At 59.0% G+C, this 17,264-nt stretch carries 15 protein-coding genes; 3 read left to right on the top strand and 12 right to left on the bottom strand.

Features of this window, described 5'->3' with window-relative positions:
• Positions 1 to 136: 136 nt before the first annotated feature.
• A complete protein-coding gene (rlmE, locus tag AC4LE2_RS03265; RefSeq protein ID WP_491824083.1) occupies positions 137 to 757 on the bottom strand; it encodes a 23S rRNA (uridine(2552)-2'-O)-methyltransferase RlmE in 621 nt (206 codons plus the stop codon).
• 104 nt (positions 758 to 861) lie between these two features.
• Between rlmE and AC4LE2_RS03260 the strand changes: the two genes are divergently transcribed.
• Positions 862 to 1,170 (top strand): YhbY family RNA-binding protein, encoded by a 309-nt coding sequence (locus AC4LE2_RS03260; RefSeq protein ID WP_491824082.1) that lies wholly within the window; start codon positions 862 to 864, stop codon positions 1,168 to 1,170.
• A 72-nt stretch (positions 1,171 to 1,242) separates the two neighbouring features.
• On the opposite strand, the gene greA is transcribed toward AC4LE2_RS03260, so the two are convergent.
• The 8 genes from greA to grpE all read right to left on the bottom strand — a co-directional run bounded on the left by greA (position 1,243) and on the right by grpE (position 12,286).
• Positions 1,243 to 1,719, bottom strand: a complete 477-nt coding sequence (gene greA, locus AC4LE2_RS03255) for a transcription elongation factor GreA (protein ID WP_491824081.1) — start codon at positions 1,717 to 1,719, stop codon at positions 1,243 to 1,245.
• On the bottom strand, positions 1,716 to 4,937 hold the full coding sequence (gene carB / locus AC4LE2_RS03250) for a carbamoyl-phosphate synthase large subunit (protein WP_491824080.1): 3,222 nt from the start codon (positions 4,935 to 4,937) through the stop codon (positions 1,716 to 1,718). Before carB ends, greA begins: the two co-directional genes overlap by 4 nt.
• 118 nt (positions 4,938 to 5,055) lie before the next feature.
• Positions 5,056 to 6,192 carry a glutamine-hydrolyzing carbamoyl-phosphate synthase small subunit gene (gene carA / locus AC4LE2_RS03245; protein WP_491824079.1) on the bottom strand — a complete coding sequence of 379 codons (1,137 nt, stop codon included), beginning with the start codon at positions 6,190 to 6,192 and terminating at the stop codon, positions 5,056 to 5,058.
• 263 nt (positions 6,193 to 6,455) lie between these two features.
• Positions 6,456 to 7,229 (bottom strand): RHS repeat-associated core domain-containing protein, encoded by a 774-nt coding sequence (locus AC4LE2_RS03240; RefSeq protein ID WP_491824078.1) that lies wholly within the window; start codon positions 7,227 to 7,229, stop codon positions 6,456 to 6,458.
• A 201-nt stretch (positions 7,230 to 7,430) separates the two neighbouring features.
• Positions 7,431 to 8,234, bottom strand: coding sequence for a 4-hydroxy-tetrahydrodipicolinate reductase (gene dapB, locus AC4LE2_RS03235; protein WP_491824077.1), 804 nt, complete (start codon positions 8,232 to 8,234; stop codon positions 7,431 to 7,433).
• 25 nt (positions 8,235 to 8,259) lie between these two features.
• Positions 8,260 to 9,381 (bottom strand): molecular chaperone DnaJ, encoded by a 1,122-nt coding sequence (gene dnaJ / locus AC4LE2_RS03230; protein WP_491824076.1) that lies wholly within the window; start codon positions 9,379 to 9,381, stop codon positions 8,260 to 8,262.
• Positions 9,382 to 9,697: 316 nt separating this feature from the next.
• On the bottom strand, positions 9,698 to 11,614 hold the full coding sequence (gene dnaK / locus AC4LE2_RS03225) for a molecular chaperone DnaK (protein ID WP_491824075.1): 1,917 nt from the start codon (positions 11,612 to 11,614) through the stop codon (positions 9,698 to 9,700).
• A gap of 105 nt (positions 11,615 to 11,719) precedes the next feature.
• A complete protein-coding gene (grpE, locus tag AC4LE2_RS03220) occupies positions 11,720 to 12,286 on the bottom strand; it encodes a nucleotide exchange factor GrpE (protein WP_491824074.1) in 567 nt (188 codons plus the stop codon).
• Between the two features lie 213 nt (positions 12,287 to 12,499).
• Between grpE and recN the strand changes: the two genes are divergently transcribed.
• Positions 12,500 to 14,173 (top strand): DNA repair protein RecN, encoded by a 1,674-nt coding sequence (gene recN / locus AC4LE2_RS03215; protein WP_491824073.1) that lies wholly within the window; start codon positions 12,500 to 12,502, stop codon positions 14,171 to 14,173.
• A 61-nt stretch (positions 14,174 to 14,234) separates the two neighbouring features.
• Here recN and fur read toward each other — a convergent pair whose 3' ends face one another.
• A complete protein-coding gene (gene fur, locus AC4LE2_RS03210) occupies positions 14,235 to 14,648 on the bottom strand; it encodes a ferric iron uptake transcriptional regulator (protein WP_491824072.1) in 414 nt (137 codons plus the stop codon).
• Between the two features lie 97 nt (positions 14,649 to 14,745).
• Between fur and AC4LE2_RS03205 the strand changes: the two genes are divergently transcribed.
• Entirely contained in the window at positions 14,746 to 15,270 is a 525-nt protein-coding gene (locus AC4LE2_RS03205) for an outer membrane protein assembly factor BamE (protein ID WP_491824071.1), read from the top strand.
• Between the two features lie 66 nt (positions 15,271 to 15,336).
• On the opposite strand, the gene AC4LE2_RS03200 is transcribed toward AC4LE2_RS03205, so the two are convergent.
• Complete coding sequence (locus tag AC4LE2_RS03200) at positions 15,337 to 15,771, bottom strand: type II toxin-antitoxin system RatA family toxin (RefSeq protein WP_491824070.1); 435 nt, start codon at positions 15,769 to 15,771, stop codon at positions 15,337 to 15,339.
• Positions 15,772 to 15,778: 7 nt separating this feature from the next.
• Positions 15,779 to 17,182, bottom strand: coding sequence for a sodium-dependent transporter (locus tag AC4LE2_RS03195; protein ID WP_491824069.1), 1,404 nt, complete (start codon positions 17,180 to 17,182; stop codon positions 15,779 to 15,781).
• Between the last annotated feature and the right edge of the window lie 82 nt (positions 17,183 to 17,264).

The raw sequence follows: 17,264 nt of genomic DNA, 5'->3' as shown, positions 1-17,264 counted from the left end.
ACAACCCTAGGCATGCGCAGACGCCGCTTGTAACGCTTTGTGAAACTTTTGACTGCGTAATAGTCGCTTATGCTCCGCAGCAACCACCATTCGAAAAAAACTATCGGTCGCCTAGAGCCTGTAATGGGTATAGCCGTTAGCCTTTGAAGCCCCTGCCCAGCAGGTACTGCTCGCGAGAACGGTCTCTGGACGACAGCGGTTTACGCATTTGCACCTTGTCGAACTTCTGCCGAACGGTCTTGAGGTAGGTGTCGAACCCCTCGCCCTGGAAGATCTTGATAAGGAAATCGCCGCCAGGCTTGAGCACTCGGTCGGCCAGGTCCAGTGCCAGCTCGCACAGGAACATGGCGCGGGGCATGTCTACCGCACTTACCCCACTCATATTGGGGGCCATATCGGAAATAACAAGGTCTACCTCGCTACCGCCCACTGCTTGGAGGATCTGTGCCAGCACTGACTCTTGGGTAAAGTCACCCTGAATGAAGGTCACGTCTGGAATGCTGTCCATCTCAAGGATATCCGAGGCGATCAAGCGCCCTTGGCCACCGATCAACCGGCTAGTGACCTGAGACCAACCACCTGGCGCGGCACCGAGGTCAATCACAGACATGCCGGGCCGGATCAGCCGGTCTTTTTCCTGGATCTCTAACAATTTATAGCTGGCGCGAGAGCGGTAACCGTCTTTTTGCGCCATCTTTACATACGGATCGTTAAAATGTTCTTTCAGCCAGTTATGGCTAGTCTTGGAACGGGCCACTGGGCACCTCTAAGTAAGACGGCGTTGTATGTCGCTGGGCTTAATACCGGGCGCTCGGGTAAAATGGCCGCCGTTTCATACGGTTTCAATCAAAGGGTCAGATTATGCCGCTCAATTCAGAGCAGAAGAAGCAATACAAATCCATCGGTCACCACCTCAAGCCAGTATTGATCGTAGCCGACAACGGCATTACCGAAGGTGTGGCGGCCGAGCTGGAGCGCGCGCTGGCCGATCATGAGCTGATCAAGGTCAAGGTGAATATCCTGGACCGTGATGAACGCCTGAAGATGATTGCCGCACTGTGCCAGGCCGGGCGTGCCGAGCAGGTGCAAGTGATTGGCAAGATGGCCCTGGTGTACCGGCGTAACGCGCAGCCTAATAAGCAGCTGTCGAACATCCACCGGTTCCAGTAAGACTTCACTGAGCTTTTCGCGAGCTTCGCTCGCTCCTACAGGAGCAAGCGACAGCCCGCAGCGGTACATCCGTCACACGTGTTTCACCTCGACGATCTCGTACTCGATCGTGCCGCCAGGGGTTTTGACCACTACGGTATCGCCCTCCTCCTTGGCAATCAGTGCACGCGCGATAGGCGAACCTACCGAGATTTTGCCAGCCTTGATGTCCGCTTCGTCTTCACCAACGATCTGATAGGTGACGCGCTCGTCCGTTTCAGTGTTGGCGATCTCTACGGTCGTACCGAAAATCACTTTGCCGGTCGGTTCGATCGTGGTCACGTCGATGACCACGGCATTCTGCATGCGGCCCTCGATGTCACGAATCCGCGCTTCGACCATACCCTGCTGTTCACGGGCAGCGTGGTATTCGGCGTTCTCCTTGAGGTCACCCAGTTCCCGTGCAGTGCCGATGTCCTGGCTCAGCTTGGGGCGCACAACCTTGGTCAGGTGGGCGAGCTCTTCTTCCAGGGCGCGTGCCCCCTGGACGGTCATGGGGTATTTGATCATGCGTTAAGCCCTGCGTGTAGATCCTGCAAGCGACGTACGGTTTTCTCGGGGCCGAATTTCAGCGCCTCGCAAATGGCCTCGCCTGCGGCAATGGTGGTGGTGCAGTAAATCTTGTGCTGCAGTGCGTTACGGCGAATGGAGTAAGAATCCGCAATCGACTGCCTGCCTTCAGTGGTATTGATGATCAGCGTTACCTGATCATTTTTGATCATGTCCACGATGTGAGGGCGGCCCTCAGTAACCTTGTTCACGCGACGCACCTTAAGGCCCGCGCTCTCGATTACCTTGGCCGTGCCAGCGGTCGCGACCACCTCGAAGCCTAGCTCGATCAACTGCCGTGCCACACCAGCCACGAAAGGCTTGTCGTCGTCGCGAACGCTGATAAAGGCTGTGCCGCCAGTAGGCAGTACCTCACTCGCACCCATTTGAGCCTTGGCGAACGCCTCACCAAAGGTGTCGCCCACGCCCATCACCTCACCGGTGGATTTCATCTCAGGCCCAAGGATGGGGTCAACCCCTGGGAACTTGGCGAAGGGGAATACCGCTTCTTTCACGCTGTAGAAATTGGGAATGATTTCCTTGGTGAAGCCAAGCTCTTGCAAGGTTTTGCCGGCCATTACCCGCGCCGCAATCATGGCCAGGGAAATGCCAATGCACTTGGACACGAAGGGAACGGTCCGGGAGGCACGCGGGTTGACTTCGATCACGTAGATGTTGTCGCCCTGTAGCGCCAACTGCACGTTCATCAAGCCCACCACGCCCAGTTCCAGGGCCATCTTCTTGACCTGCTCACGCACCTCGTTCTGAACGTGCGCAGGCAGCGAATACGGGGGCAGCGAGCACGCGGAGTCACCCGAGTGAACGCCGGCCTGCTCGATATGCTGCATGATCGCGCCAATCACCACGTCTTTGCCGTCGCAGACTGCATCGACGTCCATCTCGATGGCGCAATTTAGGAAGTGATCAAGCAAGACGGGGCTGTCGTTAGACACCTGCACCGCATCGCGCAGGTAGCGCTTGAGCTCGTCCAGCTCGTAGACGATTTCCATGGCGCGGCCGCCCAATACGTAGGACGGGCGTACTACCAGCGGGTAACCAATCACGCCCGCTGCCCGAATGGCTTCTTCTTCGCTGCGCACGGTGGCATTAGGCGGCTGCAGCAGGTTCAGGCGCTGCACCATTTGCTGGAAACGCTCGCGGTCTTCGGCGCGGTCAATGGCATCCGGGCTGGTACCGATGATAGGCACGCCGGCCTCTTCCAAGGCGCGCGCCAACTTCAGCGGGGTTTGCCCACCGTACTGCACGATGACGCCCTTGGGCTTCTCGACCCGTACCACTTCCAGCACGTCTTCAAGGGTGAGGGGCTCGAAGTACAGGCGGTCGGAGGTGTCGTAGTCCGTAGACACGGTCTCAGGGTTGCAGTTGACCATGATGGTTTCATAGCCATCTTCGCGCAGCGCCAAGGCCGCATGGACGCAGCAGTAGTCAAACTCGATACCTTGACCGATGCGGTTTGGCCCGCCGCCCAGGATCATGATCTTGTCCCGATTCGACGGGTTGGCCTCGCACTCTTCCTCGTAAGTGGAGTACAGGTAGGCGGTGTCGGTGGCGAACTCCGCCGCGCAGGTATCAACCCGCTTGTAGACCGGGAAGATTTCCAGCTTGTGGCGGTGACGGCGCAGGTTCTTATCCGTGACACCCAGCAATTTGGCCAGACGCTGGTCGGAGAAGCCTTTGCGCTTGAGGCGGAACATCAAGGCTTTGTCGACATCCGCGAGGCCCAGGGTTTTAACCCGCTCTTCTTCCTTGATGAGGTCTTCGATCTGCACCAGGAACCAGTGATCGATGCTGGTCAGGGCGAAAATTTCGTCGCAGGTCATGCCCGCGCGGAACGCGTCGGCCACGTACCAGATGCGCTCGGCGCCCGGCACGGTCAGCTCGCGCTTGAGGATGCTATGGAACTCGGGATTGCTCGGTTCAACCTTAGGGTCCAGGCCGCAGACACCCACTTCCAGGCCACGCAGCGCTTTTTGCAGGGACTCTTGGAACGTGCGCCCGATAGCCATCACTTCACCCACGGATTTCATCTGGGTGGTGAGACGTGCATCTGCCTTGGGGAATTTCTCGAAGGCGAAGCGCGGGAGTTTGGTGACCACGTAATCGATGGAGGGCTCGAACGACGCAGGCGTTTTGCCGCCGGTGATGTCGTTCTGTAGCTCATCCAGGGTGTAGCCAACCGCAAGCTTGGCAGCAACCTTGGCAATCGGGAAGCCGGTGGCCTTGGAGGCCAACGCAGACGAGCGAGACACCCGTGGGTTCATCTCGATCACGACCATACGGCCGGTGTCTGGGCAGATACCGAACTGTACGTTGGAGCCGCCGGTTTCTACGCCGATTTCACGCAGCACCGCCAGCGAGGCGTTGCGCATGATCTGGTACTCCTTGTCGGTCAGCGTTTGCGCCGGCGCTACAGTGATGGAGTCGCCGGTGTGAACGCCCATCGGGTCGAAGTTCTCGATGGAGCAGACAATGATGCAGTTGTCCTTTTTATCGCGGACAACCTCCATTTCGTACTCTTTCCAGCCGATCAGGGATTCATCGATCAACAGCTCTTTCGTAGGCGAGAGGTCCAGCCCACGTGCGCAGATCTCTTCGAATTCCTCACGGTTGTAAGCAATCCCGCCGCCGGTGCCGCCCATGGTGAATGAGGGGCGAATGATGCACGGGAAGCCTAGGGTTTCGAGTACCGCGTTGGCTTCTTCCATGCTGTGGGCAATGCCAGAGCGCGGGCAGGCCAGGCCAATGGCTTTCATGGCCTTGTCGAAGCGCGAACGGTCTTCAGCCTTGTCGATGGTGTCTGCGTTAGCGCCGATCATTTCTACGCCGAACTTCTCCAGCACGCCTTCGCGCTCCAGATCCAGTGCGCAGTTGAGGGCCGTTTGGCCGCCCATGGTCGGCAAGAGTGCGTCAGGGTGCTCGGCTTCGATGATCTTGGCAACGGTTTGCCATTTGATCGGCTCGATGTAGGTAGCATCCGCCATGGCCGGGTCGGTCATGATGGTGGCGGGGTTGGAGTTCACCAGAATGACCCGGTAGCCCTCCTCGCGCAGCGCCTTGCACGCCTGGGCGCCGGAGTAGTCGAACTCGCACGCCTGGCCGATCACGATTGGGCCTGCGCCCAGGATAAGGATGCTTTTAATGTCTGTACGTTTTGGCATGGTGGTCACTCACATCCGCAGGTCGGTGGGCAGGCTCGCCAAGGGGCGAACCGCCTCGAACATTCAGAGGGCGCCAGGCCGCGAGTCGCTGGCCTGGCAAGCCCGGTGCTGGTATCGATCAGCGGCGCTTGGCCATTGAGTCGATGAAGCGATCGAACAAGGGCGCAACGTCCGTCGGGCCTGGGCTGGCCTCAGGGTGACCCTGGAAACTGAAAGCGTCTTTGTTGACGAGTTCGATCCCCTGCAGCGTGCCGTCGAACAGCGACTTATGGATCGGCCGCACGGTGCTCGGCAAGGTGCTCTCTTCCACCGCGAACCCGTGGTTCTGGCTGGTGATCATGACCACGCCTGTGTCCAGGTCCTGGACAGGGTGGTTGGCGCCATGATGGCCGGTTTCCATCTTCACCGTACGTGCGCCAGCGGCCAGGGCCAGCAATTGGTGACCAAGGCAAATGCCGAAGACAGGCGTATCGGTTTCGAGGACTTCCTGAATAGCCTTGATGGCGTAGTCGCAGGGCTCGGGGTCGCCGGGGCCGTTGGACAGGAACACACCGTCAGGCTTGAGGGCGAGCACTTCACTGGCGGGCGTTTGCGCCGGCACTACCGTCAGGCGGCAGCCGCGCGCCACCAGCATGCGCAGGATGTTCAGCTTCACGCCGTAGTCGTAGGCGACCACGTGGTAAGGCAGATCTTCGTCCTTCATCACCGCATGGGTGTCGGTGGCCAGGGCCCATACACCCTCGCGCCACTGATAGGACTCCTTGGTGCTCACTTCCTTGGCCAGGTCCATGCCCTTCAAGCCCGGGAACGCCCGGGCGGCGGCGATGGCGGCTTCTTCAGAGATATCTTCGCCCGCCAAAATGCAGCCGTTCTGTGCGCCTTTTTCACGCAGCAGACGAGTGAGGCGGCGAGTGTCGATCCCAGCGATGGCCACGACATTATTGGCCTTGAGGTAGTCGGACAGCGACTGCGTGTTACGCCAGTTACTGGCGACCAGCGGCAGGTCTCGAATGACCAGGCCAGCTGACCAGACGCGGTCTGCCTCGGCGTCCAGGGCAGTGGTGCCTGTGTTGCCGATGTGGGGGTAGGTCAGGGTAACGATCTGCTGGGCGTACGAGGGGTCGGTGAGTATTTCCTGATAGCCTGTCATGGCGGTGTTGAAAACCACCTCTCCAACGGTCTGGCCGTCGGCTCCGATCGCCTCACCGCGAAAGATGCTGCCGTCGGCAAGGGCGAGTATGGCTGGCTTAGTCAAGAAGACCTCCGATAAATCAAACCTGAAAGGAACCTGGGGGCGAACGCAGGCTGTAAAAAAGCGGAGAGACGTATGGACACGTCACCCCGCTCATTCACTGAATTATCTGCGCGCTTTTAGTGGACACACTAAAGCTGTAGCTTACAGAAAAGCGACATTTTGGTCCACTCCCCGCGCGCTTTAAATTTGGTATCCGGCTGCTTAGCGTTAAGGAATCATACAACCAGAAGCTTGGAGATAACGATACAACTCAAACCATGCCTTTAACTGCGTCGCGCTCCGGCAGGACGCCAAGGGTCAATCCGGCCCCGGGCCCTCACGACATTCGGATCAGCAAGCTCTTGATAATACAGATAGCTCAGTACAGTACGCCGTGCGTCGCGGCTGTTTTCTACATCTAGCGAACCGCCCCTCAATTTTGGCCAATCACCCGGCCCGACAGGCTTGATAACTCTACTATCCCAAAGCCTCGCATGGTGGCTCTCGATAGCCCGCTCGAACAGCGAAGTGTCACGCAGAGGCGCATAGCCTGGGATTTGTTCGAAGTTTTTAGTGCCCGCTTTGACACGCTCTCCGTTACGGACCATGACCCCGAAAACACCTTGCGTTTCCGTCAACTGCGCGCCAAGCGCCTTATACATTTGCGTAGCGTCCGCAATTTCAGAGGTAGCGAATTGCAGCACCGCTTCCTTATCGCTTGTGGCGTAGCGTAACGTCAGTGCGCTATGAGGCGTCTCCGAAAAAAGCCTACCTAGCAGCTTGCTCCAACTAGCCCCTTTAACGTCCCGCCTATTTACTGGCTCAGCCCCACAATAAACATAGGCATTTATTCCACCCCGTCCGAAGGGGCTAGCCAGATCAGCAGACATGAAACGCATAAGCGCAGGCAAGTAGCCACGGTAGCCATTACCTAGAAGATACAAGCCACCTTCGCGTCTTTGTCCAGTGAAGGCAGTCTCGGCCAGCTGGCCTTGCAGATAACCAAATGGCATGTAGGTGCGCGGGGTTTGAACGCGCCATAACACAGACTCGGCCATATCGACCGCTAGCAGTGCACCAGGGGGGCTGCATGTGGGCATTGAGGAGTACTCCAAATGAGGTGTACTCCATTAAAACCTTATAGCCGCCTGATCAAAAACTAGCAGAACTGCCAGGTCGCTTTGCTTGGGTAGGCCTTGCTCTTTTCGCCAGAACAAGGCAATGCACCTTGATTCTCAACACGCACATCTACTTACAAATCAGCGCAAATCAAGGACATCCTGCATGTCGTATAGCCCAGGCGCGCGGCCTTCCAGCCACAGCGCAGCGCGTACAGCACCTTTGGCGAAGGTCATGCGGCTCGAAGCCTTGTGAGTGATCTCCACACGCTCGCCTTCCGCGGCAAACAGCACCGTGTGATCACCTACCACGTCACCGGCGCGTACCGTAGCGAAGCCAATGCTCTTGCGGTCACGGGCACCGGTCTGGCCTTCCCGGCCGTACACCGCTACCTGTTCGAGGTCGCGCCCGAGCGCACTGGCAACCACTTCACCCATGCGCAGCGCGGTCCCGGAAGGGGCGTCCACCTTGTGCCGGTGGTGCGCTTCCATGATTTCGATGTCCACGTCATCACCCAGCACCCTGGCCGCCGTATCCAGCAGCTTCAAGCACAGGTTCACGCCTACGCTGAAGTTTGCGGCGAACACGATAGGGATGTCTTTCGCAGCGTCTGCCAGGCGGTCTTTTTCCTCGGGGCTGAAGCCTGTGGTACCGATGATCATGGCCTTGCCTGCTTTACGGCAGAAGGCCAGGTTTTTCAGCGTGACCGAGGGGTGGGTGAAATCGATGAGCACATCGAATTCCTCTGCCACCCGCGCCAGGTCGCCTGAGAGCGGCACACCGATCCGGCCCAGTGCGGCCAACTCCCCCGCATCCGCGCCTACCAAGGTACTGTCGGGCCGATCGATGGCCGCGGTAAGGCCCGCGCCTTGGGCTTGCTGTACCGCTTCGACCAAGGTCTTGCCCATGCGCCCGGCGGCACCCATTACAGCTATACGTCGCATTCCTGAATCCTTTTAATCGCCAGCGTCACAGATCGCCGAAGAAGCGCTTCATCCCTTCGAACCAACCGCTGGCCTTGGGCGAGTGCGTGGTATTACCTTCGAGCAGCGCACGAAACTCTTCCAGCAGCTCGCGCTGACGACGATCCAGGTTCACGGGGGTCTCTACTGCCACACGGCACAGCAAGTCACCCGGCGCACCCCCGCGAACAGGGGCTACGCCTTTGCCACGCAGGCGGAACTGCTTGCCAGTCTGGGTACCTTCCGGGATCTTCAACTTGACCCGCCCATCCAGCGTGGGCACTTCCAGCTCGCCGCCCAGCGCCGCATCGGTGAAACTGATTGGCACTTCGCAATAAAGGTTTTTACCGTCTCGCTGGAAGATCGAGTGCTCGCGCACATTGATGACTACGTACAGGTCACCGGTAGGGCCGCCTTGAGCGCCCGCCTCGCCCTCACCCGACAGGCGAATACGGTCACCGGTGTCTACCCCTGGCGGCACCTTGACGGACAAGGTTTTGAATTCTTCAACGCGGCCTTCGCCGTGGCAGGCCTCGCACGGGTCGGAAATGATCTTGCCCTGGCCATGGCAGCGCGGGCAGGTTTGCTGCACTGAGAAGAAGCCCTGCTGCATCCGTACCTGACCAATACCAGCACAGGTGGGGCAGGTTACGGGGGACGAGCCCTTCTTGGCGCCATTACCGTCGCACACCTTGCAGTTGACCAAGGTAGGCACACGAATGCTGACCGTGGTACCGCGAACAGCTTCTTCGAGGTCCAGCTCCAGGGTGTAACGCAGGTCGCTGCCACGCTGGGCACCGCCACGGCCGCCCCGGGCACCGCCGAAGAAATCGCTGAACACGTCACCGAAGATATCGGAGAAGTTGGCGCCGCCGAAGCCAGCACCGCCGCCACCCATTTGCGGGTCTACGCCAGCGTGCCCGTATTGGTCATACGCGGCCCGCTTGCTGGCGTCAGACAGCACTTCGTAGGCCTCGTTGGCTTCCTTGAAGTTTTCTTCCGCAGCCTTGTCGCCAGGGTTGCGGTCCGGGTGATGCTTCATCGCCAGGCGGCGATAGGCCTTCTTCAGGTCGGCTTCGCTTGCGCCTCGCTCTACCCCAAGTACCTCGTAATAGTCACGCTTAGCCATATGCCTCTTTCACATCCTGAATAAGTTTCGCCAATGCCCGCCGCCCAGGCTGAGCCATACAGGGCGGGCGTGCAGGCTTGGGCGAGCAGTGCCCGGTAGCCCGGCAGGCTACTGGCACCAGCCTTCCAGCTAAGGGCGCGCGCCCGCCACCAAGGCCATGCGCGCCGTACGATTAGCCAGCCGGAATACCCCGCACGCAGGGTGTTACAAATTCCTGTACTCCAGACACGCCAACGCGGGAGCCAAGGCCCCCGCGCGGTGACATGCTACCAGTCACCGCCCATAAGAAGGGGAACCGGCCGATCACAAGCAGTACTTACTTGTTGTCTTTCACTTCTTCAAACTCAGCATCGACGACATCGTCATGCTTTTTAGGCTCTTCAGCAGCAGGCTGGGCCGCCGCTTCAGGCTGGTCTGCGTCGGCGTACATCTTCTGAGCCACAGGCGCGGTGACCTTGGACAGCTCTTCGATGCGTGCTTCGATGGCTGCTTTGTCGTCGCCTTTGACTGCGGTTTCCAGTGCCGAGACCGCCGCTTCAACGGCAGTTTTCTCGTCAGCGCTCACTTTGTCACCCGCCTCGCTGATCATCTTGCGAGTGGAGTGAACCAGTGCGTCGCCCTGGTTGCGTGCAGCGGCCAGCTCTTCGAACTTGCGGTCTTCCTCGGCATTGGCCTCGGCGTCACGCACCATTTGCTGGATTTCTTCCTCGGACAAGCCGGAGTTGGCCTTGATCACGATGGACTGCTGCTTGCCAGTCGCCTTGTCCTTGGCACCTACGTGCAGGATGCCGTTGGCGTCGATGTCGAAGGTGACTTCGATCTGTGGCACACCACGTGGAGATGGCGGAATCTCGGCCAGGTCGAACTTGCCCAAGGACTTGTTCTGGCCAGCCTGCTTACGCTCACCTTGCAGCACGTGAATGGTCACAGCGCTCTGGTTGTCGTCAGCGGTCGAGAACACCTGGGATTTCTTGGTAGGAATCGTGGTGTTCTTCTCGATCAGCGCAGTCATCACGCCGCCCATGGTTTCGATACCCAGGGTGAGCGGGCTAACGTCCAGCAGCAGTACGTCTTTAACGTCACCGGCCAACACGGCGCCCTGAATGGCAGCACCCATGGCAACGGCTTCGTCAGGGTTGACGTCTTTACGTGCTTCTTTGCCGAAGAAATCGCTGACCAGCTTCTGAACCAATGGCATACGGGTTTGACCGCCTACCAGGATCACGTCGTTGATGGTCGCGGCATCGATACCGGCGTCTTTCAGTGCGATACGGCAAGGCTCGATGGTGCGCTGAACCAGGTCTTCTACCAACGATTCCAGCTTGGCGCGGGAGATCTTCACGTTCAGGTGCTTCGGCCCGGTGGCATCTGCAGTGATATACGGCAGGTTCACGTCGGTTGACTGCGAAGAAGACAGCTCGATTTTTGCTTTTTCGGCGGCTTCTTTCAGACGCTGCATGGCCAGGGGGTCGCCCTTGAGGTTCATGCCGCTTTCTTTCTTGAACTCGTCTACCAGGTAGTCGATCAAGCGAATGTCGAAGTCTTCACCACCCAGGAAGGTATCGCCATTGGTGGCCAATACTTCGAACTGGTGCTCGCCGTCTACTTCTGCGATTTCAATTACGGAGACGTCGAAGGTACCGCCGCCCAGGTCGTACACGATAACCGTGTGGTCGCCCTTGGCCTTGTCCATGCCGTACGCCAATGCCGCCGCGGTAGGCTCGTTGATGATGCGCTTGACGTCCAGGCCTGCAATACGCCCGGCGTCTTTAGTGGCCTGGCGCTGGCTGTCGTTGAAGTAGGCAGGCACGGTGATAACTGCTTCAGTCACTGCCTCGCCGAGGTAATCTTCGGCGGTTTTCTTCATCTTCTTCAGCACTTCAGCAGAGATCTGCGGCGGTGCCATTTTCTGGCCATTCACTTCTACCCACGCATCGCCGTTGTCAGCCTTGGCGATTTTGTAAGGGACCATCTTGATGTCTTTCTGAACAACGTCTTCCTCGAACTTGCGGCCGATCAGACGCTTTACGGCGTACAGGGTGTTGTGCGGGTTAGTGACCGCTTGGCGCTTGGCCGACTGACCTACCAGGATCTCGCCGTCGTTGGCGTACGCGATGATGGAAGGCGTAGTACGCGCGCCTTCTGCGTTTTCAATGACCTTGGCCTTACCGTTTTCCAGCACAGAGACGCAGGAGTTGGTTGTCCCCAGGTCAATACCGATGATTTTGCCCATGTATGAAACTCTCCGGAAACTTTGAATTTGGTTGCCGCGCCAGTGGTGGCTGTACGCGGTAGCACTCGAACGCTTGGTAACTAAATGGGGGTTGCTTTAAAGATTTCAAGCCTTTTCATTGATGGAAGGCGAAGGCGCGGCGGCCGCCTTGCTCACAACCACCATGGCCGGGCGCAGCAGGCGGCCATTGAGCTGGTAACCCTTCTGGAACACCTTCAGTACGGTGTTGGGCTCGACATCAGCGCTCTCTTGCATGGCCATCGCTTGATGGTGCTCAGCGTTGAAGGGCTCACCGTGCGGGTCTACCGTTTCGGCGCCATAACGCTGCAAGGTGTCGGAGAACATTTTCAGCGTGAGCTGCATGCCTTCACGCATGGGGCGCAGGGCTTCATCTTCGGTGCTGGACATTTCCAGGCCACGCTCAAGGCTGTCGATGATCGGCAGCAAGTCGCTGGCGAATTTTTCCAGCGCGAATTTGTGGGCCTTCTCTACATCCTGTTCAGCGCGACGGCGAATGTTCTGCACGTCGGCGGCCACGCGCAAAGACTGATCCTTGGCTGCGGCCAGTTGCTCTTCGAGCGCCTGAACCTGTGCAGCGAGGTCGTCGCCGGTGGCTTCTGGGGCCGGGGTTGCGTCCGGGTTCTGTTCGTCCAGAGTTTTGTCTTCAGCCATGAAATTCTCCTCTTGATACGTCGGCGAGCAGTCACTCGCTCATGCTTGCCGGGTATATGGGGCCGCCCGCGCCCGCTTCAAGGCATGAACCCCTGCAAATTTTAGGGAGACTGAGCGCAGCGGCCACCTCACTTGCCGACACTTGGCATTGTCAGGCGCCCCGCAAGCACTGTATAAATAACCAGACTTTTTCCACTTATGGGGATTGCGGCCATGCTGGTGCATCTGTCCGTTCACAACTACGCCATCGTCGAACACCTGGATCTCGAGCTGGAACACGGCATGAGCGTGATCACCGGTGAAACCGGGGCGGGCAAGTCCATCATGCTCGACGCGCTGGGCCTGGCGCTCGGTGATCGTGCAGACAGCGGCGTGGTGCGCCCCGGTGCAGACAAGGCCGACATCCTCGCAACCTTTGACGTAGCGGACATCCCCGACGCACGCGCCTGGCTGGGCGAGCGTGACCTCGATAAAGACCACCACTGCATCCTGCGCCGGGTGATCACCAGCGAGGGCCGCTCCCGCGCCTACATCAATGGCGCCCCCAGCCCGCTGGGGGATTTGAAAGCGCTGGGCGAGCTGCTGATCGACATCCATGGCCAGCATGAGCATCAATCCCTGCTCAAGCCCGACACTCACCGCCGCCTGCTGGATGAATTCGCGGGCGCGGCAGACCTGTCTCGCCAGGTTAACCTCGCAGCCCAGCGCTGGCGCCAAACCCGCCAGGAGATCAACCGCCTTTCCAGCACCAGCGACGAGCAGCGCGCGCGCCATCAACTCCTGAGCTATCAGCTTGAAGAGCTGGAAAACCTCGGGCTGGGTGAAAACGAGCTGGAAGAGCTGGAAGACGCACAAAAGAACCTGGCCAACGCCGAAGGCCTGTTTGCCACCAGCCGCCAAGTGGTAGAGCAGTGCTCGGAGAGCGACTCGGGGAACATTCTCGACGCCCTGGCCGCCTGCCTCAGCCGCCTCGGCGCGGTGCCCAACCCGCCCCGCGCCCTTCAGGAAGCAGCGAACATGCTCTCCAGCGCGCAGATCCAGGTAGAAGAAGCAGTAGGTGAACTCAATCGCTTCGTGGACAACTTCGAAGCAGATCCGGCTCGCCTGCAGTTGGTTGAGGAGCGGCTGGACACCATCTATACCTTGGCGCGCAAACACCGCGTGCAACCCAACGAAGTCGCTGCTTTGCAACAAAAGCTGTTCGATGAAGTAGAAGGCCTGGCGGCGTGCGATGAATCCATCGAGCGCCTTGAAGGCGAGCTGGCCTCTTTCGCACGGCACTACCAGCAGAAGGCGGGTGAGCTTAGCGCCCTGCGGGCAGAAGCGGCCAAGCGCCTCGAAGGCGCGGTGGAACAGGAAATCCACCGCCTGGGCATGCCGGGCGGCCGTTTCCGTATCGAGCTCAAGCCACATACTGGCAACGACTTGCAACCCAATGGCCTGGAAAACATAGAGCTGATGGTAAGCGCCAACCCCGGCCAGCCGATCAAGTCGCTGGCCAAAGTGGCGTCAGGCGGTGAGCTGTCCCGGATCAGCCTGGCGATTCAGGTCATTACCGCTCAAACGTCCCGCACCCCTACCCTGGTGTTCGACGAAGTGGATGTGGGCATTGGCGGCCCTACCGCCGAAATTGTTGGGCAGCTGTTGCGCAGGCTGGGCGACAACGGCCAGGTGCTCACGGTAACCCACTTGCCTCAAGTGGCCGCGCAGGGTCACCACCACCTGTTCGTCCACAAGCTACGCGGCAACGACGAAACTCGCACAGCCGTACGTAGCCTTGCCAAGGCAGAGCGTATTGAAGAAGTAGCGCGAATGCTGGGCGGTGTAGACCTCACCAAAGAATCCCTGGCTCACGCCCGCAAGATGGTGGTCAGCGCCAAGGGCTGATACTGCCGCCCTGGCTCATCTCGCGCATAGAAAACCCGCCTTGCAGCGGGATCAAGGGATATCAGAGCGGGGTTTTAGGCTTGCGGACGTACAACACCAGGTTGTGGTCCACCAAGTCAAAACCGTGCTCTGCCACGATTTCTTTCTGGCGCTTTTCGATCTCACTGTCGAAGAACTCGATCACCTCGCCTGAGTCCACGTCCACCATGTGGTCGTGGTGCCCACCGTCGGCCAGTTCAAATACCGCATGGCCGCCATCGAAGTTATGGCGAACCACCAAGCCTGCCGCCTCAAACTGCGTCAGCACCCGGTAAACAGTGGCTAAACCTACGTCTTCACCCGCTTCCATAAGGGCCTTGTACACGTCCTCAGCGCTCATATGGCGCTGCTCGGCCGAGTCAAGCATTTGCAGGATCTTGACCCGTGGAAGGGTCACCTTTAAGCCTGCTTTTCGTAATTCGTTGTTTTCAACCATGGTCAGCTTTCTCGCCGATGCTGCTTCGCAGCTTGATTCAATGCGGGTATGATCGGGGCTTTGTTGACCCAGCCAAGATAGTGGAAGTCGCCCACCGATGCAAAACACCAAGCACTTGCTTACCAGCCTCACCTTCGTGGGCCTGCTCGCACTCGCCGGTTGTTCATTCCCCGGGGTTTATAAGATCGACATCCAGCAGGGCAATGTCGTCACGCAGGACATGATAGACCAGTTGAGGCCTGGAATGACCCGCCGGCAAGTGCGGTTTATCATGGGCAACCCGATGCTGGTGGACACATTCCACCCAAATCGCTGGGATTACCTCTACAGCATGCAGCAGGGTGGTGCCCCTCGGCAGCAGGAGCGCGTAAGCGTGCTGTTCAATGAACAGGACCTACTGGCAAGCCTGTCAGGCGACTTCATGCCGGGCGTAAGCCGTGACGATGCCATCCTCGGCAAAGACAACAGTACGCCAGATGCCACCCCCGCTCAGCAGCCACAGCAACAGCCCGAGGCACCGGCACAACCCGGTTCGCTGCTCGAAGACATTCAGCGTGACGTAGACCAGGCCAAGCCCGTACCCGTGCCTAGCCCTGCGCCGATCCAAAGCTCGCCTCAGTAAAAGGCGCTGCTCACAAAAAACCCAGGCCTCGTTGAGCGCCTGGGTTTTTTTATGCCCTGTTGCTATTCAGCCATACAGCTGCTTGGCGCGCTGACAGAAGGCATCTACCAGCGTATTGGCAGCCTGGTTGAACAGCGGGCCAAGGGTGGCACGCACAATAGGCCCGTCGTAATCGAACTCAAGGTCCAGGCTGATCTTGCAGGCTTTCTCACCCAACGGCTTGAACACCCACACGCCATTGAGTTTCTTGAAGGGCCCCTCCTCCAGGTTCATTTCGATCTTCTCCCCTGGGGTCAGCGCGTTGCGGGTAATCAGGGTTTGGCTCAAACCCGCCTTGGCCACCTCCAGGCTAGCGCGCATGGACTGCTCGTCTGCCGAGAGCACCCGCGTAGACGAACACCACGGCAAAAACTCAGGGTAGCGGGCAACATCATTGACCAAGTCGTACAAGGCCTTGGCCGGGTACGGAAGCAGGGCGGAACGTTGAATATGGGTTGTCATGAACGCGTCACTTCCAAAGCTGAGCGGCAAATACGACCAGAATGCCGCACGGCGCTACATAGCGCATCAAAAAGAAGGTGAGTTTGAACAGCACTGGCCTGCGAATCGCCAGCTCGTCACGTACGGCTTCTCGCCCCATTACCCACCCGGCGAAGACCACAAAACACAAGCCGCCCAGGGGAAGCATGATCCTGGAGGTGAGGAAATCGATCACGCCAAAGAAGTCTAACCCGGCCTGTGCACCCCATTGATAGAGGTGAAAGCCCGCGTCATCGTTCACGAAAAATTTAGCCTGCTTCCACAGGTTGAACGAGAACACAGTACCTAAACCGAACACCCAGCACGCCAGTGCCAGCAACGAAGCCACCACTGGACGAGACATGCGCTTGCGCTCTATCAGGTACGCCACCATGGGCTCCAGCAGCGAAATGGCAGAGCTCCAGGCCGCCACGCCCACCAGGATAAAGAACACCACGCCCATGACCTGACCGAAGGCTACGCTGCCAAAGGCATACGGCAGGGTGACGAACATCAGGCCAGGCCCCTCGCTGGGGTTAAGGCCCGCCGCGAACACAATCGGGAACAGCGCCATGCCGGCCAGCAGCGAAACGAAGGTGTCGAGCAACGCCACCGACACGATAGTGCCTGTGATCGACGCGCTTTTAGGCATGTAGGCCCCGTAGATCAGGATGGAGCCCACGCCCACGCTAAGGGAGAAGAACGCATGCCCCATGGCGGGCAGCAACCCTTCCAGCACCTTGCTGGCGTCGAAGTCGAACATGAAATGCACGCCTTCCATGAAGTGGCCAGTGGTGAGGCTGTACCCCAACAGCACCAGTAGCAGCACGAACAGCAGCGGCATCATGATCCGCAAGCTGCGCTCTAGCCCACCGACCACACCCTTGGCGATAACCACCGCCGAAGTGAGCATGAACACGCTGTGCCAGAAGATCAGCCGCAGCGGGTCGCTGATGACGTTACCAAAATAGGCACCCACCTGATCGGGGGTTACGCCGTTGAAGTCCCCTTTGCCCATGTTCAGGATGTAATCGAACGACCAGCCCCCCACCACGCTGTAAAAGGAAAGAATCAACAAGGCCGTGAGCATGCCGGCAAAGGCCGCCCAGGACCAGGTGGTCGGCTGACCTGCCGCTTTAGCCAAGGCGGCCAAGGCATTGGCGGGGCTCTGCCGGGCACGACGGCCAATGAGGGTTTCGGCCAGCATGACCGGCACGCCGATCAGCGCGATACAGGCCAGAAACACCAGTACGAAGGCGCCCCCGCCGTACATGCCAACCATGTAGGGAAACTTCCAGATACTGCCCAGCCCGACCGCAGACCCGGTAGCAGCGAGGATAAACACCCAGCGGCTTGCCCAGCTTCCATGGACGGACACCTGTTCACTCGACATCCGTTTACCAACCACCCGAAAAAAAGAGCGGGCATTGTCCGGGATTCACCGCAGCGGCTCAATCCGCCTCACACTGGTGAAA

It is taken from the genome of Pseudomonas sp. 9.3L (assembly GCF_058536285.1).
This window is presented reverse-complemented; position numbering and strand designations above follow the sequence as displayed.